Origin of the sequence: Micromonospora rubida (assembly GCF_009908295.1) — a bacterium.
GTDB classification, from domain to species: domain Bacteria; phylum Actinomycetota; class Actinomycetes; order Mycobacteriales; family Micromonosporaceae; genus Micromonospora; species Micromonospora rubida.
Genome location: NZ_JAAALO010000010.1, coordinates 196,889 through 216,224, shown reverse-complemented (window position 1 = coordinate 216,224; position 19,336 = coordinate 196,889). Strand labels below are relative to the sequence as shown.

Here is a 19,336-nt window from a genome sequence, read left to right as displayed (position 1 = left end):
GGGCGGCGCCGGGGGCGGGAACCTTCCCGCCACCGGCGCCCGCGCTGGTCAGCCCTTGTTCTTGATCTGGCTGTTCCAGTGGTTGATCCACTCGGTCTCGTTCTTGCCGATCACGTCCCAGTTGACGTCCAGCGGCTTGAGGTTGAGCTGGGCCAGCCACTCCGGCTTCTCGGCGATCTCCACGGCCGGGATCTGGAAGTAGTCCTTGGCCAGGTTGGCGCGGAGCTTGTCGTCGAAGAGGAACTCCATGAACTTCTGCGCGCCGGTGGTGTTGCCGCCCTTGACCGCGGCGATGCCGTCGACCAGCACCGGGGCGCCGGAGGCCGGCATCACGTAGCCGAACGGCATGTTCGACTGGTTGGCCTGGAGCAGGACGTCCTGGAGGTTCCAGGCGCTGAGCGTGCCCTGCTGGCGGGAGAGCTTCAGGTACAGGTCGGCCGGGTTGGCCGCGTACGAGCCGGTGTTGGCGTCGAGCTTCTTCAGCCAGTCGTAGCCGGGCTGCGGGTTGCTGCCGTCCGGGGACTGCCGCATGATCATCGCCGAGTAGATCGACCGCATGGTGCCGGACGCGGCCACGTCCCGAATGATGATCTTGTCCTTCCACTCCGGCTTCAGCAGGTCGTCCCAGTCCTTCGGGGCCTGCTCCGGGGTGAGCGCCTTGTTGTTGTACATGATGACCTCGGGCAGCAGGATCTCCCCGAACCAGCGGCCCTCGGCGTCCTTGTACTTGGCGTCCATCTTGCTGGCGAACGCCGGCTGCCAGCCGGTCAGCAGGTCCTCGGACGCGCCGGCGGAGAGCCCCTGCTGGGTGCCGCCCCACCAGACGTCGGCCTGCGGGTTGGCCTTCTCCGCCCGGACCCGCTCCAGGATCTCCTGCGCGCCCAGGTTGAGGATCTCGACCTTGCCCTTGTACTCGGGGTACTTCGCGGTGAACTGGTCCACCACGAAGGTCGAGACCTTCTTGTCGCGGGCCGTGTAGATGGTGAGCTTCTCGGCGCTCGCGCCGCCGGACGCGCCGCCGGCCGCGTCGTCGTCACCGCCGCCGCCACAGGCGGTGCCGGCGACGAGGACGGTGGCGAGCGCACCGACGAGGAGAAGACGACGTCTCATGGGGTACCTCCGAGGGGAATAAGGGGAAACTCGTGGGTCAGGGGCTCTCGTGGGTCAGGGGCTGGAGAGCAGGATCGGCAGGCCGGCCGCGGCGGCGGAGAGCGCGTAGCTGACCGCGCCGTGCAGCACGGCCCGGTCGCCGAGCACCGCGCGGCGGACCTCGGTGACGCTCGGCGCGGCGGTGTCGACCAACGACTGGAGCCGGTCGACGGCCCGGTCGTCGAGCTGGGCGGCGGCCCCGCTGAGCAGCACCCGACCGGGGTCGATGACGCAGACGCAGGAGACGATCAGCCGGGACCAGGCGGTCAGCACCTCGTCCAGGTACGCGGCGGCCCGCTCGTCGGCGCGGGCCAGCGCGACCAGGGCGGCCACCGGCGCGTCCGGCCGGCGCCCGGGGGCCAGCGCCACCACCCGCTCGGCGATGGCGTTCTCCGACCAGCGGGCCTCGAACGGGCCGATCCCGTCGTGGCCCCGGTCGGCCGGGTCGAGCGGCAGAAAACCGACCTCGCCGGCGGCCCCACCCGCGCCCCGGCGGACCTGGCCGTCGAGCACCAGGCCGGCGCCGATGCCGTCGGCGACGTGCAGCAGCAGCAGGTCGGCGACGTCGCTGCCGGCACCGGCCGCGTGCTCGCCGGCCGCCATCAGGTTGACGTCGTTGTCCACCACCACCGGCACCCCGAGGTGCCGCTGCACCGACTCCCCTATCGGCCGGCCCTCGACGAGGCCGACCGAGGGAGCCAGCCGGACCGCGCCGCCGGAGGAGACGCCGGGCGCGGCGATGGCCACCCCGCGCAGCGCCGGCAGGCCGTCGCCGGCCAGCTCGGGCACCGAGCGGCAGATCGTGTCGATGATGTCGCCGGCGAGTCGGACGGCCCGGTGGGCGACCACGGTGCCGTCGCTGTCGGCGATCTCGCAGCTGATCCGGGACGGCTCCAGGGAGACGGCGGCGACCAGTTCGGCGCGCGGGTTGAACTCCAGCATCGCCCGGGGGCGGCCGGAGCGGGACGCCCCGGGCCCCCGCTCGATGAGGTACCCCTCGGCGATCAGCTCGCGCACGAGCGGGGTGAGCGTGGCGGGGCTCAGGCCGGTGAGCTCGGTCAGCTCGGCCCGCGAGAGCAGCCGAACCTGGCGGGCGGTGGAGATCACGGACAACCGCTTGATCTCCTTCGACCGCTCCCGGCTCACCGGGCTCGTTGGTGGCGTCACCACGTCAGTCACACTTCCTTCCTACGGCGAACGAACTATAGAGTCAAGTAACGAAACCGTCTCGGGCCTTGGCGAACCCCTCCGCGAACAGGGGAAAGGTCCCTCTTTGGCACCGCAGCCGGGTTGGGCGCATGCGGCCACCTGGGCACCGATATGGGCAATCCGGGCGCACTTTCTTTCTTCCGAAAAGAAAGAAAGACCTTGCAAAGCATTGACTGGCCGCCGCGCCGGTCCTTAGCGTCACCGGGCGAAGGCCTTCCAGTGTGTACGGACCACCGTGCCGCTGCTGTACCCGGTGACCATGCGCCCGTCGGCGCCCACCGGCCCGTCCCCCACTCGCCGTCCGATCACGACTCCCGCGTCGACGCTCCATGTCCGACGACGGTGCTCGTGCCCGGACATCGTGGTTCCGGAAGGATCTGCATGCGAATCAAGGCGTTCCTGCTACCCACGGCGCTCGCCCTGGCCCTGTCCGGGGTGCCCACCGCCGCTCTCGCCTCCCCCGCCGGCGGCGCCGCCACCGACGCCGTCGACCTGGACGTCCTCTTCGTCAGCGCCCACCCCGACGACGAGGCGGGCAGCCTCGCCACCCTCGGCCAGTGGAAGGAGCGCTACGGCGCCAAGGCCGGCGTCGTCACCATCACCCGGGGCGAGGGCGGCGGCAACGCCGTCGGCCTCGAGGAGGGCCCGCCGCTCGGCATCATCCGGGAGCGCGAGGAGCGCACCGCGATCGGCAAGGCCGGCGTGAAGAACCTCTACAACCTCGACCGCGTCGACTTCTGGTACACCGCCTCCGCCCCGCTGTCCGAGCAGATCTGGGGGCACGACGACACCCTGGCGCAGATCGTCCGGGTGATCCGGCAGACCCGGCCCGAGATCATCATGACGATGAACCCGTCGCCGACCCCGGGCAACCACGGCAACCACCAGCAGGCCGCTCGGTTCGCCGCCGAGGCGTTCCAGGCCGCCGCCGACCCGGCCGCGTTCCCCGAGCAGATCAGCAAGGAGAAGCTGAAGCCGTTCCGGGCGGCGAAGTTCATGCGCTCCGGAGGCACCGGAACCTCGGCCGCCGGGCCGCAGTGCGCCACCAGCTTCGTCCCCACCGTGCCGACCGACCAGGTCTTCGGCGTCTGGGAGGGCACCCCGAGCAGCACCGGCAAGACCTGGGCCGCGATCGAGGTCGACGCCCGCCGGGAGTACGTCACCCAGGGCTGGGCCAACAGCGCCGACGCCTCCACCGACCCGGCCAAGATCCGCTGCGACTTCTACACCCTGGTCGACAGCCGCGTCCCGTACGACCCGGCGGACACCTCCCCCGAGGCGATCCTCCGCGGCTCCGTGCTGCCGAACGCGGCCGGCGGCCTGCCCAAGGGCTCCGAGCTGTACCTCACCACCGACCGGTTCGACCTCGCCCCCGGCGAGACCGTCAAGGTCACCGCGCACGTGCGAGCGCCCCGGGACCGGGCACTGGCCGCGCCGCGGATCGACCTGCGGCTGCCGCAGGGCTGGACCGCCAAGGGCTCCGGGACGCTGAACAGCGCCGTACCGGCCGGCAAGGAGCGGACCAGGACGTTCACCGTCACCGTGCCGGCGAACAGTGACACCAATCAGCAGCAGCTCATCGGCGCGACCCTGACCACCCGCCAGGGCGTCGGCCGCACCGACCGGGCCGTCCGGGTCGTCGCCGACGTGCGCGGCACCCTGGAGCCGCTGGAGGAGGTCGGCGTGTTCCGGCAGTGGGCCGGCGAGGGCGGGTACCCGCAGCTCGACACCCTGATCAAGCCGGTGCTCACCGTCGGCTCCGGCCAGAGCCGGTCGGTCCGGGTCGACCTGCGCAACCACGGCGAGGCCGCCCAGAGCGGCACCGTCACCCTCGGCCTGCCCGCCGGCTTCGCCGCCGACGCCACGACGAAGAGCTACACCGACCTGGCCCCCGGCGCGACCGGGGCGGTCACCTTCACCGTCGCCGCCGACGCCAGCCTGCCGACCGCCAACGAGGGCGGCACGGGCGGCGACTACGGCATCACCATCACCACCACCAGCGCCGCCGGCAGCACCGTGGAGACCGGCGCACTGGAGATCGTGCCGACCACCGAGGTGCCGCAGGCCGGTCCCGACCACGCCGTCGACGGCGTGGCCTCGCCCGGCGAGTACCCCGGCGCCGAGCTGGACCTCTCCCGCATCTGGGAGGGTCAGGCCACTACCCCGCAGGACGCCTCGGCGAAGGGCCGTATCGCCTGGACCGCCGACGCGCTGAAGGTGTACGTGCAGGTCACCGACGACGTGCTCGGCACAAAGGTCGTCCCGGAGGACTGCAAGCGGCAGCGCCGCACCGACAGCGTGGAGATCATCGTCGACCCGAAGGGGAACTCGGCGGACACCTCCACCGTGTTCAAGGCCGGCATCTTCCCGATCACCGACGACCCGGCCAACGGCAACCCGCCGTGCTGGCAGCGCGACGCCGACAACCGGCAGGGACCAGGCGCCACCACCGCGCCGGGGATGACCGTGGTCAGCAAGGTCACCAGCCCGTACACGGGCTACACCATCGAGGCGAGCATCCCGTTCGCGGTGCTGCCCGACGCGGTGGACCCAGCCCGGATGGGCTTCAACGTGCTGGTCTACGACTCGGACACCCAGGACCTCAGCTCCCAGTCCCGGCTGGGCTGGTCCACCTTCAACGGCGTCCGGGCCGACCCGTACCGCTACGGCCTGGCCCCCCTGCCCGGTTACACCCCGGCGCAGCAGCAGCCCAGCACCCCGGTGTTCCCGGACACCTCCGCCCGCAGCGTGCACAGCCCGCAGACCATCGCCCAGTCGGCGGTGGACGGGGTGGCCCCGGCCGCCGTGGCCAAGCTGCCCGAGAAGGCACTGCGGCTGACCGACCAGCGCCGGGTGGCCGGCGGGGTGCTCGTCACCCTGCGGGCCGACCGGGCCGGCACGGCGTACCTGTACGCCTGGAACGGCACCACCGCCATCGGTGACAAGACGGTCAAGCTGACCGCCGGCCGCCCGGTGACCGTCGTGGTCCCGGTCGCCTCGGGCCGGCCCACGGCCCTGCTGACCGCGTTCGAGTCGAACGGCTCGGCCCTGGCCAGCAAGCTCGCCCTGCGCTGACGCGCCTGAAGGGCCCGCCGGTGACGCTTCGCGTCCCCGACGGGCCCTTCACCCATCCCATCCCACACCCCACACCCCGCCGCCCCACGCCCCACGCCCCACGCCCGCCGCCCCACGCCCCACGCCCCACGCCCCACGCCCCACGCCCCACGCCCCACGCCCCACGCCCCACGCCCCACGCCCCACGCCCCACGCCCCACGCAAATTCTGGGAAAGAGTGGCCTTGCGGCGCTGCATGACCACGAATTCCCAGAATTTGCGCGGCCTTGCGCGGCCTTGCGCGGCCCGGCGCGGCCCGGCGGCGGGCCGGGTGGGGGTCAGCGTAGGTGGTAGACGGCCATTCGGGCGTTGGTGTAGCGGAGGTCGGCGAGGGTCTCCAGGGTCGGGGACTCCGGGGCGACCTCGCGGTCGACGACGAGCCAGCGGACGCCGTAGGAGTCACGCAGCTCCGCCAGGCCGGCGGCCGTGGGGGCGGTGAAGGCCGCGTCGTTGGCCGCCAGCCGCTCCTGCTCCCAGAACGGCGCGTACGGGCCGCCGGGCAGGCCGACCATCCGGGGCGCGAACGCCCACCCCTCCACCAGCACCGACCGCTCGGTGTACCCGCTCAGCCAGAACGACCGGGCGTCGCACCAGCCGCTGACCACCGCCCGGCAGTGCACGTTGGTGGCCACCACGTCGCGCGGGTCGCTGTGCTCGTGCACCCAGCGGGCCGCCGCCACCCGGGAGGCCGGCATCCGCTCCACCGGGTACGCCCCACCGTTGGGAAACCGGTTTGCGGCGGCGGCGTCCAGCACCAGCCCCGGCGCGCCCGCGACCAGGGCGGCGGTGAGCAGCACCGCCGGGCCCCGACCGGCCAGCCCCGGCCAGCGCCCGACCAGTGCCGGCCAGCAGAGCTGTGCCAGCAGCGCCACCGCCAGCAGCGCGCCCGCCCAGGTCAGCAGCGGCAACACCGACGCGTACGACTGGGTGGCCGGCGGCGTGGCCGGGTAGCGCAACTGGACGGCGGTGAGCAGTACGGCGAACCCGGCTGCCCCCGCCCCGAGCAGCGCCCGGCCCCGGGCGCCGAGGGCGGCACGGTCCAGCAGTTCCACCCAACCCCACGCGGACAGGATCACCCCGAACGCGAACCCGGCCCGGGTGAAGTACTGGTTGCTGCTGCCCGGGTGCCCCACCAGCAGGTAGATCGCCGGGCCGGCGAGTGCCCCGCCGAGCAGGAACACCTGCACGGGCTCCAGCCGCCAGCGGCGCAGCCGCAGCAGCGCCACGACCCCGGCCAGCCGGAGCTGGAGGTTCAGCAGGAACGCGACGAAGACCAACACCCACAGCAGCGCCGTCGTCCCCGCCGGCCGCCCCGGCAGGACGTACGGGCGCAGCCCCGAGAACGGGTCCACGCTCACCCCGTGGCTCTCGAACGCGAACAGCACCGCCGTGGCGAAGAGCTGCGCGGCCAGCGCCAGCCCGGCCGCCGCCAGCACCGCCCGGGGCAGCCTGCGGCGGAACGCCAACGACACCGCCGCGACGAACGCCAGCGCGGCCAGCACCACCGGCACCGAGCTGGCCTTCGCCCCGGTCGAGGCGGCCAGGAACAGCGCGGCGAGCAGCCACGCGCCGCGCCCCAGCGCCGGCACCGTCGAGCCCCGGACCCGGCCGACCAGCTCACCCAGCGCGGCGATCAGCGGCAGCAGCAACACCCAGCTGTACGTCATCGACGGGCTGCCCCAGACGATGAAGGTGGCCTGGGTGCCGAAGAGCTGGCGTACCCCGTTCTCGTAGCCGAACTCGCCGACGGTGAACATCAGCCCGGCGGCGACCACCCCGGCGTACGGCCGGCCGGTTACCCGCCAGCCGACCACCGCGACCAGCACGGCGGCCAGCGCGCAGAGCGTCGGCACGCCGAGCCGGAAGAAGACCGTCGGCAGGTCCACGCCGCTGACCAGGCTGGCCGCCGCGAAGTGGGCGAAGCCGAACCAGTGGTAGTGCAGGGGCTCCCCGGCGACCTGCGGCACGTCCAGCGGGGCCTGGTGGGTGGCCGCGCCGGCCAGCGAGAGCTGGAACGCCAGGTCGATGTACTGCGCCTGCCCCTCGTCGGAGGGCAGCACCGGGTTGACCCGCAGGAACGACTCGTACAGGTAGAGGGTGAACCCGGCGACCACCCCGGCCAGCGCCCACGCCCACCCGGTCGGCACCGGGGCGTACCCGGACACCCGCCAGTGCCGGCGCAGCCGGGGCACCGCCGCGAACGGCGCGAGCACCGCCAGCGGCCAGAGCCACAGCAGGTGGGGCACCCCGGCGGCGGTGAACACCGCCCAGCCGGCCAGCTCCAGGACCAGGCCGACGGCCGCGCCGAACGCCAGGTCCTCGACCAGGGTGTGCGGACGGCGGCGCAGCGCCCGGAACACCAGAGTGCCGGGCAGCAGCACGGCCAGCAGCAGGTATCCGGTCCACCGGGCGAGGTCGGCAACCGGGGTGCCGGTGCCGAGCAGGACGGCCGCGACCACGGCGTAGCCGGCGACGGGGGGCGCGTACCGCAGGACGGCCGGACGGGCCGCCGGGGCCGCGAGCCCGGCCGGGCCGGACGGGTCAGAGCCGGACGGGTCAGAGCCGGACGGGTCAGAGCCGGACGGGTCAGAGCCGGACGGGTCTCCGGTGGCCAGTGCGGTCACCGGAGGCTGTCGGCCAGCTCGGCCGGCCCGACGGGGCCGGCCGGGGCCGGGCCGGCCTCCGGGGCCGGAACGGTGTCGGTGTCGGTGTCGGTGTCGGTGTCGGTGTCGGTGTCGGTGTCGGTGGCCACGAAGTACGCCGGGCGGGCCTGCACCGCGGTGTAGATCCGGGCCACGTACTCGCCGAGCAGGCCGAGGCAGAGCAGCTGCACCGCGCCGAGGAACAGGATCGCCACGTACAGCGAGGGCCAGCCGGTGACCGTGCCCCCGGCCAGCCAGGCGACGACCGCCACCACCACCAGCATCCCGCAGACCGCCACCCCGGCCAGCCCGAGCCAGGTGGCCACCCGCAGCGGCGCGGCGGAGAAGCTGGTGACGCTCTCCGCGGCCAGCCCGGCCATCCTGGACAGCGGGTACTTCGTCCGGCCGGCGGCGCGCTCCTCGCGCTCGTAGGCGACCTCGCCGCTGGGAAAGCCGAGCCACGGCACCACCAGCCGCAGCACCGGGCTGCGCTCGGGCAGCTCGCGCAGCGCCTCCACGGCCGCCCGGCTGAGCAGCCGGAAGTCGCCGGCCTGGGCGGGCACCTGCTTGCCGACCAGCCGGCGCATCAGCCGGTAGTAGCCGGCGGCGGTCCACCGTTTGAACCGGGTGTCCCGGCTGCGGTCGGCGCGGACCCCGTAGACGATGTCCAGGCCGTCGGCGCGGGCCCGGCGCAGCATCTCGGCGATGGTCTCCGGCGGGTCCTGAAGGTCGGCGTCGATGCTGACCACGTGCCGACCCCGGGCCCGCAGCACCCCGGCGACCAGGGCGGCCTGGTGGCCGCTGTTGCGGCGCAGCCGCAGCACCCGCAGTTGCGGCCAGCGGGCGCGCAGCCCGGCCAGGCCGGCGGCGGTGCCGTCGGTGCTGCCGTCGTCGACCGCCAGCACCTCGTACGGCTCGTCGAGCGCGTCGAGGACCGCGCGCAGCCGCCGGGCGAACAGCGGCAGCACGCTCTCCTCGTTGAACATCGGGACCACCACGGACAGTGCCGGCTCCGGTCGCGTCACGGGACTGGCCTCCGTCTCGTCTGCGCCGTCGGACAGCCGAACGCTATCAGCCGGAGCCCGGCCCGGAAGGCCCCCGCGCGCGACCCCGGGTGCCGCGCCCACCGGGTCAGTTGCCGCAGGCCGTGGCGGGCAGACCGGAGACCGGCACGGGGGACCGGCCGGCCGGGCGGGCCTTGCCGGCGAGCACGTTGGCCAGCGCGGTCATCGACGCCCGGCCGGAGGAGTACGTGGCCAGCAGCGTCGGCGACTTCGCCTTCGCCAGCAGGTACGGGGTGTCCATCGCCACGGTCACCGCGGCGTCGGCGCTGAGGTCGGCCGAGCCGTCGCCGTACCCGACGAGGTGCACCCTCGTGCCGCCGCTCGGGACCACCTTCACCCCCGCGGCGGTGAGCGCGTCGGTCAGCAGGGCCCGGGTCTTGTCCCGCCCCCCGGAGGAGGTGACGGTGACCGGGCCGCGCACCCCGGTCGCGCAGGAGCCGCGCAGCACGGTCACCGCGCCGGCCGCCAGTGCGTCCGCGGCCTGCCGGTGCTCGGGGCTGTTCAGCGTGGACATCGCCGGGGCGGGCGTGTCGGCCAGGGTGAACTTCATGGTCAACACCCGGGTGGCCGCCTCGACCAGCCGGGCCCGGGGCAGCGAGCCGTCGCGCAGCGCGGCGAGCAGCCCGTCGTACGCCTGGGTGACGTTCGGGGGCATCAGGATCAGGTCGTTGCCGGCCTTGAGCGCCCGCACCGCCGCCTCCCCCGGCGCCCAGCGCTTGGCCGGCGGCATGTTCATCCCGTCGGTGACCACGACGCCCTCGAACCCGAGCTGGCCGCGCAGCACGTCGGTGAGGACCTTCCGCGAGAAGGTGGCCGGGGTGCCCGGGTCGATGGCGGTGACGTCGAGGTGGGCGGACATCACCGCGAGGGCGCCGGCGTCGATCCCGGCGGTGAACGGCGGGAACGCGGTGCCGTCGAGCACCTTGCGGCTCTGGATGATCACCGGGACCTCCTTGTGCGAGTCGGTGGCGCTCAGGCCGTGCCCGGGGAAGTGCTTGACGCTGGCCGCCACCCCGGCGCTCTGCAACCCCCTGACCGCGCCGGCGACCTGCGCCGAGGCCCGCTTCGGGTCGGCGCCGAAGGACCGGGAGCCGATCACCGTGCTGCGGGTGGCAAGCACGTCGGCGACCGGGGCGAAGTCCATGTTGATCCCCATCGCGGCCAGCTCGGCCCCGGCGGCCCGCCAGGCCGCCTCGGTCAGCGCCGGGTCGCCGGCCGCCCCGGCGGCCATCGGGCTGGGCAACAGGGTGACGCCGTCGGTGATCCGGGTGACGATGCCGTGCTCCTGGTCGGTGCCGACCAGGAAGGGCGCGGTGCCGGCGGGGAGCTTTCCGGCGGCCTCGCGCAGGCCGGTGGTCAGCTCGCGGACCTGCTTCGGGTTGTCGACGTTGGTGGTGGACTGGTTGCCGGCGGTCGGGTCGTCGGCGCTGAAGCCGACCAGGATCAGCCCGCCCAGCCGGTACTTCGCGACCATCTCCGCCGGGGTGGCCACCCCGGCGAGGGACCGGTTGCCGGCGGCGGAGCCGTCCGAGACCTTCGTCGCCGAGCTGCCGTACGCGTACGGCATCAGCACCTGGCCGACCAGGTCCTCGTCGGCGAGGGTGCCGACCAGGGCGACGGCCCGGGCGGCCGGGTCGGCGACGGCGGGCGGGCCCCCGGACGTGGTCGGTTCCGCCGTGGCCGTGCTGGCCGACGGCGTGGGACGGGGCCGGTCCGACTCCCCCGAGCATCCGGTGACGAGCACGGCGGTCAGGGCGGCGAGCGCGACGCCGGCACGTCGCGGGGTAATCGACACGCGGACCATCCCACCAGTTCACCCCTTATCAGGGCAACTTGACCTGGTCAAACATCATCCCGTCGGGCGTGTCGGGGGCAGCGCCACTCCTGCCGGGAGGCGCGGCGGGCGCGGTTCAGCCGACCCGGGTGAGCCGGGTCACCGGTGCGCCGTCGCCGGCGTACCGGTAGGGCTCGAGCTCGGCGTCCCACGCGGTGCCGAGCGCCTTGTCCAGGGCGTGCGCCAGGGCCTCCGGGGCCCGGGCGGCGGCCATGACGGCGCGCAGCCGGTCCTCGCCCAGCTGGATGTCGCCGGCCACACCGACGGTGGCCCGGAACAGTCCCCGGCCCGGGACGTACATGAAGCGCTCGCCGTCGACGCCCGCGCTCGGTTCCTCGGTCACCTCGAAACGGATCATGGGCCACTGCCGGAGGGCAGCAGCCAGCTCGGCACCCGTCCCCGGGCGACCGGTCCACCCGCACTCGGCGCGGCGGGCGCCTGGATCGACGGGCTGAGCCGTCCACTGCAGGTTGACCGGCGCGGCGAGGACGCGCGCGATCGCCCACTCGACGTGCGAGCACACGGCGAGCGGGGTCGAGTGGACGTATACGACGCCACGCGTTGGCACGGTGACCTCCCGGAGAGCGAGGTGCGTCTTCCCCTACGACCTCGACCACCCGAGTGGCTGTTGGAACACATGATGACTGGTGGGACGGATGGTGCGCCAGGGAATCGGGGAATTCGCCGGGGGCGGGCGCTCGGATCCACCCGTCCGAGGTGCCTGGAGCGGCCGTCCCTGGTCGGGCGGGCGGGCGGGTCGACCCGGCGGAATGCCGGGCCGGCGTCCGTGGTTGTGTCCTTCAGACAGGCAGGGTGACCAGCCAGGCATCGCGGTCGTGTAAAGTTCTCTCGGCGGCTTGTTGCCGCGCACAACTTCGGCGGGCCGAGGCTCATCCCGAGCGTCACCCGCCACAGCCCCCGGACGTTACCGTCCTCCCGTACGTCTCAAGGAGTACCTCCGTGGCGAGCAACACCTCTAAGACCGCGCGCGCGTCAGTCCGGGCCGGCCAGGCTGGCCAGGGTGGCGCCCTCAGCGTGCTGGGCGAGTTCAAGTACCTCATCCCGCTCAACGGCGGCAAGCACGCCTACGTGCGCAACCTGACCAACGGCAAGACCGCGCACCTGCGCACCGACTCCGAGGCCTTCGTCGAGGAGATCCGGGTGCTGGCCGCCGCCGGCCACGCAGCCAAGATCCGGGCCGAGCTGAACAACCTCGCGGCCACCCACCCGGACCACGGCTGGGACGCCACCGAGAAGCGCCTCGCCGAGGCCGGCGTCTTCGGCGGCTGAGCCCGCCAACCGCGACACCCCGAACCGCCCGCCGGTCTACCCGGCGGGCGGTTCGTCGTCCCCGCCTCCCACCCACCGAAGGCGTCACCTCCCACCCCGCCCACCGTCACCTCCCGGACACCGGGCGGCGGCGGCCAAGGTGCTCTTCCTTCCCCTTGCAGGGTTGGCGTGGTGTCATGACGGGTAGCCGGTGTTACCGCCGGGTCACCAGGTGGTGAAGTTCTCATGGCGGCCCGAGGGGAGGCGGCGATGTCGGAGCAGACCGAGGTGCGGCTTGCCGACGACGTACGGCTGCACGTCGAGGTGTCCGGGCCGGCGGACGCCGAGGTCACCGCGCTTCTGCTGCACGGCTGGACGCTGGACGGGCGGAGCTGGCACCGGCAGCTCGCCGGGGTCCGCGAGCGGTTCGGCGGCCGGGTCCGGGTGGTGACCTACGACGCCCGGGGGCACGGCCGGTCGAGCTGCATGGCGCTGCGCACCGCCACCCTCGCCCAGCTCGGCGACGACCTGGTCGCCGTGCTCGACGCGGTCGCCCCGACCGGGCCGGTGGTGCTGGTCGGGCACTCGATGGGCGGCATGACGATCATGGAGTACGCGCACCGCCACCCCCGGCACTTCGCAGCCCGCACGGCCGGGCTGGTCTTCGTCTCGACCACGGCCGAGGGGCACACCCACACCGCCTACGGCCTCTCCCCGCGCATCGCCCGGCTGATCCGGCTGGCCGAGACCGCCGGGGCCGGGGTGCTGGCCCGCTGCGGCGCGTGGCGCCCGCCCCGGGCGCTGCTGCGGGCCCTGCGGCCCAGCATCCGCTGGATGCTCTTCGGCGACCGCTGCGAGCCCACCGACATCCGGCTGGTCACCTCGGCGGTGGCCCGCGCCTCGCTGCGCTCGATCGGCGGCTTCCGGGCCTCGATCGGGACGCAGCACCGGCTGGACACCCTCGCCGCGCTGGCCCACCTCCCGGCGGCGGCGCTGGTCGGCGACCGGGACCGGCTCACCCCGCCGCCGTGCGCCGAGTCGATCGCGGCGGCGCTGCCGGCGACCGAGCTGACCGTCTGCCCTGGTGCCGGGCACATGCTGATGATGGAGCGGCCGGGCCAGGTGAACGCCGCCGTGGCCGGCGTGCTGCACCGGGTGCTGGCGGACGCGCCACACCCGGCTTCCCCGGCCTGACCGGAGCCGCGTCACAGGTGTGAGCGGCGGGTCCGGGACGTGGGCTGGGTCGCGCCACGACGTGGGCTGGGTCGCTCCTGGACGTGGGCTGGATCGCGGCGACGGCATGGCCCCGCGTCCCGGTCGGCCGGTGGCCGTACCCTCTCCGGTTAGCCCGGCGCGCGGCCTGCGCCCCGGCGCGGCCGTCCGCCGCCGTCTGCGAGGAGCTGCGCGTGACCGACCGGACCACCCTGGAGCAGGAGATCGCCGTCGAGCAGCGGCATCTCGACCGGGTGTACGCCCGCCTCAGCGAACTGCGCCGCTCGGCCGCCCAGGCCGAGAAGGACGGCTACCAACTGGCCCGGGTGGGCAACTTCGGCGCGCTGGTCGAGCGGGACGCGATGGTCTTCCACGCCGCCCAGCGCCGGCACCGGCTCGACGCCGAGCACGAGGGGCTGGTCTTCGGCCGGCTGGACCTGCGCAACCGGCAGGTGCTGCACGTCGGGCGGCTCGGGGTGCGCGGCGAGGACGCGGAGACCCTGGTGGTGGACTGGCGGGCCCCGGCCGCCGCCGCGTTCTACCAGGCCACCCCGGCACAGCCGATGGACGTGGTGCGGCGGCGCACCATCGGGTCCACGGCCGAGCGGGTGACCCGGATCGAGGACGACCTGCTGGACCCGGCGGCTGCCCCGCCGGACATGGCGGTGGTGGGCGACGGGGCGCTGCTGGCCACCCTGTCGCGGGCCACCGGCCGGGGCATGCGGGACATCATCGCCACCATCCAGCGCGAACAGGACGAGGCGATCCGCTCCCCCGGCTCCGGGGTGACGATCGTCTCCGGCGGCCCTGGGACGGGCAAGACGGCGGTCGCCCTGCACCGGGCGGCGTACCTGTTGTACTCCGACCGCAGCCGGTACGCCGGCGGCGGCATCCTGGTGGTCGGCCCGTCGGCGGTGTTCGTGGAGTACATCGCCTCGGTGCTGCCGTCGCTGGGCGAGGAGACCGCGACGCTGCACTCGCTCGGCTCGCTGTTCCCGGGGATGGACGCGACCCGCACCGACCCGCCCGAGGTGGCGGCGGTGAAGGGATCGCTGCGGATGCGACGGGTGCTGGAGCAGGCGGCGCGGGACGCGGTGCCGGGCGGGCCGGGCGAGCTGCGCCTGCTCTACCGGGGCGCGCTGCTCCGGCTGGACCGCCGGGAGTTGGACGGCATCCGGGACCGGGCGCTGTCCCGGGGGGCCCGCCGCAACGAGGCGCGTCGGGCCGGATTCGACGGGGTGTTCGCCGCGCTGTGGGCCCAGGCCCGGCGACTGAGCATCCGCCAACTGCCGGAGCAGCCCGCGTTCGAGGCCGAGATCGCCGAGCGGTCCGATTTCCGCGAGTTCCTCAAGGCGTGGTGGCCCCGGCTGCATCCCCGGCACGTGCTGGGCTGGCTGGCCCGCCCGGACCGGCTGCGCCGGTACGCCGGGGGAATTTTGTCCCGGGCGGAGATCGGCCTGCTCGACGAGGCGTACCGGACGCTGGACGACGAGGGGCTCACGATCGCCGACATCGCCCTGTTGGACGAGCTGGACGCGCTGCTGGGCAAGCCGATGCAGCCGAAGCGGGCCAAGCGGGACCCGTTCCAGCTCGCCGGGGGCGTGCGGGAGCTGAGCACGCAGGCCGACCGGCAGCGGGCGGCCCGGGAGGCGGCCCGGGAGCGCCCGGAGGACTACCGCGACTACGCGCACGTGGTGGTCGACGAGGCGCAGGACGTCTCCCCGATGCAGTGGCGGATGGTCGGCCGGCGCGGCCGGCTGGCGTCCTGGACGGTGGTGGGCGACCCGGCGCAGACCGCGTGGACGGGCGCGGAGGAGGAGCTGACCCGGGCCCGGGACCAGGCGCTGGGGCGGCGACGCCGGCACCAGTTCGAGCTGACCACCAACTACCGCAACTCAGCGGAGATCTTCGCGGTGGCGGCGGCGGAGATCCGCCGGCTCTACCCGGACCTCAGGCTGCCCAGCGCGGTGCGGTCCACCGGCGTGGAGCCGGTCGCGCTGACCGTGCCGCCGGCCGAGCTGGAACGGGCCACCGTCGCGGCGGTCGCCGCGCTGCTCGCCGACGTGGAGGGGACCGTCGGGGTGATCACGCCGGTGCCACGCCGGGACGAGGTCGCCGGCTGGCTCGCCGGCCTGGCCGCGCCGCGCCTGCAGGTGGTGACCAGCCTCCAGGCCAAGGGCATGGAGTACGACGGGGTCGCGCTGGTCGCCCCGGCCGAGATCCGGGCCGATCCGGGATCCGGCGTGCGGACGCTGTACGTGGCGCTGTCCCGGGCCACCCAGCGGCTGACCACGATCGAACCGACCGGCTGACCGGCCGGCACCCCCGTCTCGGTCGGACGCCGGACTTTTACTTGCACACATAGCGATGTGAGCATACATTGGGCCGGGGCCGGGGCCGGATCGGGGACGGAGGGTGTTGGCGTGGGCGCAGGTCATGACCACCACGGCGCGGTGGCGAACGCCGCGAACCGCCACTCCGGGCGGCTCTGGGCGGCCTTCGCGCTGCTCGCCGCCCTGATGATCGTCGAGGCGGTGGCCGCCTTCGGCACCGGCTCGCTGGCGCTGCTCTCCGACGCCGGGCACATGTTCACCGACGTGCTCGGCATCGGCATGGCGCTGGCCGCGATCACCGCCACCCGGCGGGCCACCACCGACCCCCAGCGCACCTTCGGGCTCTACCGGCTGGAGGTGCTCGCCGCGCTCGGCAACGCCGTCCTGCTCAGCGGCGTCGCGGTCTACGTCCTCGTCGAGGCGCTCCGCCGGTTCGGCGACCCGCCCGAGGTGACCGCCGGCCCGATGCTCGTGGTGGCGACGCTGGGCCTGCTCGCCAACGTGGCCGCGTTCGCCCTGCTGCGCAGTGGGGCGAAGGAGAGCCTCAACATGCGCGGGGCGTACCTGGAGGTGCTGGGCGACCTGCTCGGGTCGGTCGGGGTGATCGGCGCCGCCGTGCTGATCACCGTCACCGACTGGTGGTGGGCGGACCCACTGGTGGCCGTCGCGATCGGCGTGTTCATCCTGCCCCGCACCTGGCGGCTCGGGCAGGCCGCCGTGCGCATCCTGGTGCAGGCCGCGCCGGAACATCTCCAGGTGACCGCGGTGCACGACCGGCTGGCGGCGGTGCCCGGCGTGGTCGAGGTGCACGACCTGCACGTCTGGACGCTGACCTCCGGCATGGAGGTCGCCTCGGCCCACCTGACCATGGCGTCGGATGCCGAGGTGGGCGCGGTGCTGACCGCGGCCCGCACCGCCCTGCACGAGGACTTTCACATCGAGCACGCCACGTTGCAGGTGGAGCCCGGGGCCTCGGCGGGCCCCTGCGGACCGACCGGCTGGTGATACCCGCGCCCATCAATCAGGTGGTGTATTGTGCCTTCATGCCGGTTTTAAGCGCATTGGTCCACGCACCGTCCGTCACGGATGCAGCGGGCGACCCATCCGCACCGGTAGGCTCTCATCCGGTCTCCGCCGGGCGGCGCCCTCCGGCGCCTGCGGTGACCGCCGCCTAATCGCCTCCTGGCGAGCCGGGGAACCATGTTCGTGGGGTGCATCCGCATGAGCGGTAGGGATCTTCCGTCCCGAACCCGTCAGCTAACCCGGTCGGCGGCTGACGGAAGGACATGCGTATGCCAGTAGTGGCACCTGTACGAAGGACCGCCGCCCGGATGGCGGCGATGCTGGCGCTGACGCTCGCCGTCGGCCTCGGGTTCGGGCCGGTGGCCCTGGCCGGCGCGGCCCCGCCCACCGGCCTGCGCGCCGCCGCGCCCGGCCAGGACGAGGAGGGCGGCACCCCGGCCCTGCGTGCCCAGCTCGAGGCTGCCAGCAAGGGCTACCTGGACGCCAAGAGCGCCCTGGCCCGCTCGGTCAAGCGGCAGCAGCAGCTCGGCAGCCAGCTCAAGACGGTCGAGGCGGAGCTGACCGTACGCGGCGCCAAGGTCGACGAGATCGCCGGTGTGGCGTACAAATCGGGCCGGCTCAGCCCGGTGTCCGCGCTGCTCAACAGCACCAGCCCTGGTGGCTTCCTGGACCGGGTCGCCGCGCTGGACGCGGTCGCCACCAACGAGGACCGGGCGCTGCGCGACCTGCTGGAGACCCGGGACCAGGCCGCCAATACCCGGCTGGCCCTCGACGGGGAGATCCGCGAGCAGCGCAAGCAGGTCACCGTGATGGCAAAACGCAAGGATCAGGCCGAGCAGGCCCTGACCGTGGCCAACGAGAAGGCCAGCGTCAGCGGCGGCGGGTCCAACCGGGGCACCTCCAGCGCGAACGCCACCCCGGCGAAGCGCAACTCCGACGGTTCCTGGCCGTCGGAGTCGTGCAGCGTGAACGACCCGACCCCGGCCAGCGGCTGCATCACCCCACGGACGCTGCACGCGCTCCAACAGGCCAAGGCGGCCGGCTTCACCCGGTACGTCTCCTGCCACCGGCCCAGCGGCTCCGGCGAGCATCCCAAGGGGCGGGCGTGCGACTTCGCCGCCCAGAAGGGCGGCTTCGGCGGGGTGGCCTCCGGCGGGGACCGCACCTACGGCAACAACCTGTCGGCGTACTTCATCCGCAACGCCGACAACCTCGCCGTCCTGTACGTGATCTGGTTCAAGCAGATCTGGCTGCCCAGCAGCGGCTGGAAGTCGTACAGCGGGGGCAACGGGGACCCGTCCAGCGACCACACCAACCACGTGCACCTGTCGGTGTACTGACCGCGCGCGTCCGGTGGCCCTACCCTCCACCCGGGGCCACCGGACGCCACGCGCACAAGCCGTGGGACCGGGCTGCGGCTGGCCCGGCCGCGCCGCTCAGTCCGTCCGGGCCGGGCCGTCCCCGGCGCGGTCCAGCACCTCGCCCAGCCTCCGGGCCAGCCCGAGGTGCGCCGAGCGGGCCTGCCGGAAGGCGTACCGGAACAGCGGCGCCGGGGCGGCGAGAGTGATCTCCACGTCGATCCGGATTACCCCGCCCGGCTCGTCACGCAGCCGGGTGCGGTTGCGCACGGTGGTGGCCGGCCGCTGCCGGGCCACCGTGACGATCTCGTCGTCGGTGACGACCAGCACATCCGCCTCGTACGTCACCGGGAAGCGCAGCGGCCCGGCGGCGAGCCGGTCGGTGATGGCGTAACTGGCCCGGGCGCCCGGTCGGGGCGGCAGCCGGCGCACCCGCGTGATCAGCGGATGCAGCTCACCCTGCCGGGCCAGGTCGCCGAGCAGCGCCACCGCCTCGGCCCGTGGGCAGCGGGCCTGGACCGAGTACTGGAAGGTGTCTCGCCGAAGCACACCCCGATCGTCCCCCACCCGGCCTCCGGAGGGAAGGACCCCCGCCCATCCAGGGCGAACCGACCCGGCGGCGTATCGCCCCCGGCCAACCGGGTGGCCGTCAGGCGCCCGGCAGCGCCTCGGGGGCGGGTGCGGCGGCGGCGGCGCCGGCGTAGTAGGGCTCCGGGGCGCCGAACAGGCCGAGCAGCCCGGTCACCCAGAGCTGCCGGTGCACGAACCGGCTCGGCTCGGTGACGACCAGCTTCACGCTGCTGACCTCGGCGGTCTGGAAACCGGCCACCATCGCGCTGATTCCGACGGAGTCGATGAAGGTGACGAGGCGCATGTTGAGCTCGATGCGGGCGGGACGCCCCTTGGCGAGCACCTCTGCGATGGCTTCGCGCACCTCGTACGCGGTGTCGACGTCGATCTCGCCGCGCGGGACGATCTCGATGACACCACCCGACAGGACCGACTTCACGATCGACAGGCTCACGCGAGCACCTCCACTCGCCCATTCACGGGCGCCTCATCAGTACGCGGGCCGCGACCGAGAGTATTCCTCCGACGGCCTCGGTCGCCACCCCTCGGGATGAGCAAT

The 19,336-nt window shown here is 73.9% G+C and carries 14 protein-coding genes and 1 riboswitch; of the genes, 6 read left to right on the top strand and 8 right to left on the bottom strand.

Going from position 1 to position 19,336, the window contains the following annotated elements; translation table 11 throughout:
- Window positions 1-48: 48 nt before the first annotated feature.
- Window positions 49-1,110 (bottom strand): extracellular solute-binding protein, encoded by a 1,062-nt coding sequence (locus GVV04_RS27945; protein ID WP_161691975.1) that lies wholly within the window; start codon window positions 1,108-1,110, stop codon window positions 49-51.
- 54 nt (window positions 1,111-1,164) lie between these two features.
- A complete protein-coding gene (locus GVV04_RS27940; protein ID WP_161691974.1) occupies window positions 1,165-2,328 on the bottom strand; it encodes an ROK family protein in 1,164 nt (387 codons plus the stop codon).
- Between the two features lie 411 nt (window positions 2,329-2,739).
- Here GVV04_RS27940 and GVV04_RS27935 point away from each other — a divergent pair, with 411 nt between their 5' ends.
- Window positions 2,740-5,433, top strand: coding sequence for a sugar-binding protein (locus tag GVV04_RS27935; RefSeq protein WP_161691973.1), 2,694 nt, complete (start codon window positions 2,740-2,742; stop codon window positions 5,431-5,433).
- A 317-nt stretch (window positions 5,434-5,750) separates the two neighbouring features.
- Here the strand turns inward: GVV04_RS27935 and GVV04_RS27930 are convergent, their stop codons facing one another.
- The 4 genes from GVV04_RS27930 to GVV04_RS27915 all read right to left on the bottom strand — a co-directional run bounded on the left by GVV04_RS27930 (window position 5,751) and on the right by GVV04_RS27915 (window position 11,580).
- Entirely contained in the window at window positions 5,751-8,096 is a 2,346-nt protein-coding gene (locus GVV04_RS27930) for a hypothetical protein (protein WP_161691972.1), read from the bottom strand.
- Entirely contained in the window at window positions 8,093-9,139 is a 1,047-nt protein-coding gene (locus GVV04_RS27925; RefSeq protein WP_328822605.1) for a glycosyltransferase family 2 protein, read from the bottom strand. Before GVV04_RS27925 ends, GVV04_RS27930 begins: the two co-directional genes overlap by 4 nt.
- Window positions 9,140-9,245: 106 nt before the next feature.
- Complete coding sequence (locus GVV04_RS27920; protein WP_161691971.1) at window positions 9,246-10,982, bottom strand: glycoside hydrolase family 3 protein; 1,737 nt, start codon at window positions 10,980-10,982, stop codon at window positions 9,246-9,248.
- Window positions 10,983-11,088: 106 nt separating this feature from the next.
- A complete protein-coding gene (locus tag GVV04_RS27915) occupies window positions 11,089-11,580 on the bottom strand; it encodes a DUF3145 domain-containing protein (RefSeq protein WP_161691970.1) in 492 nt (163 codons plus the stop codon).
- Between the two features lie 392 nt (window positions 11,581-11,972).
- On the opposite strand from GVV04_RS27915, the gene GVV04_RS27910 reads away from it, so the two are divergent.
- The 5 genes from GVV04_RS27910 (at window position 11,973) to GVV04_RS27890 (ending at window position 18,189) form a co-directional block, all read left to right on the top strand.
- Window positions 11,973-12,302, top strand: a complete 330-nt coding sequence (locus GVV04_RS27910; protein ID WP_161691969.1) for a hypothetical protein — start codon at window positions 11,973-11,975, stop codon at window positions 12,300-12,302.
- 249 nt (window positions 12,303-12,551) lie between these two features.
- A complete protein-coding gene (locus GVV04_RS27905; protein ID WP_161691968.1) occupies window positions 12,552-13,475 on the top strand; it encodes an alpha/beta fold hydrolase in 924 nt (307 codons plus the stop codon).
- Between the two features lie 212 nt (window positions 13,476-13,687).
- A complete protein-coding gene (locus tag GVV04_RS27900; protein ID WP_161691967.1) occupies window positions 13,688-15,805 on the top strand; it encodes a HelD family protein in 2,118 nt (705 codons plus the stop codon).
- 111 nt (window positions 15,806-15,916) lie between these two features.
- A complete protein-coding gene (locus GVV04_RS27895; RefSeq protein WP_161691966.1) occupies window positions 15,917-16,831 on the top strand; it encodes a cation diffusion facilitator family transporter in 915 nt (304 codons plus the stop codon).
- A 153-nt stretch (window positions 16,832-16,984) separates the two neighbouring features.
- A riboswitch (cyclic di-AMP (ydaO/yuaA leader) is annotated at window positions 16,985-17,114 on the top strand.
- Between the two features lie 4 nt (window positions 17,115-17,118).
- Entirely contained in the window at window positions 17,119-18,189 is a 1,071-nt protein-coding gene (locus tag GVV04_RS27890; RefSeq protein WP_161692024.1) for a coiled-coil domain-containing protein, read from the top strand.
- A gap of 96 nt (window positions 18,190-18,285) precedes the next feature.
- On the opposite strand, the gene GVV04_RS27885 is transcribed toward GVV04_RS27890, so the two are convergent.
- The gene (locus tag GVV04_RS27885; RefSeq protein ID WP_161691965.1) at window positions 18,286-18,756 is read right to left on the bottom strand and encodes an SRPBCC family protein; all 471 of its coding nucleotides are present in this window, start codon (window positions 18,754-18,756) and stop codon (window positions 18,286-18,288) included.
- Window positions 18,757-18,856: 100 nt separating this feature from the next.
- Window positions 18,857-19,231 (bottom strand): STAS domain-containing protein, encoded by a 375-nt coding sequence (locus GVV04_RS27880; protein ID WP_161691964.1) that lies wholly within the window; start codon window positions 19,229-19,231, stop codon window positions 18,857-18,859.
- Between the last annotated feature and the right edge of the window lie 105 nt (window positions 19,232-19,336).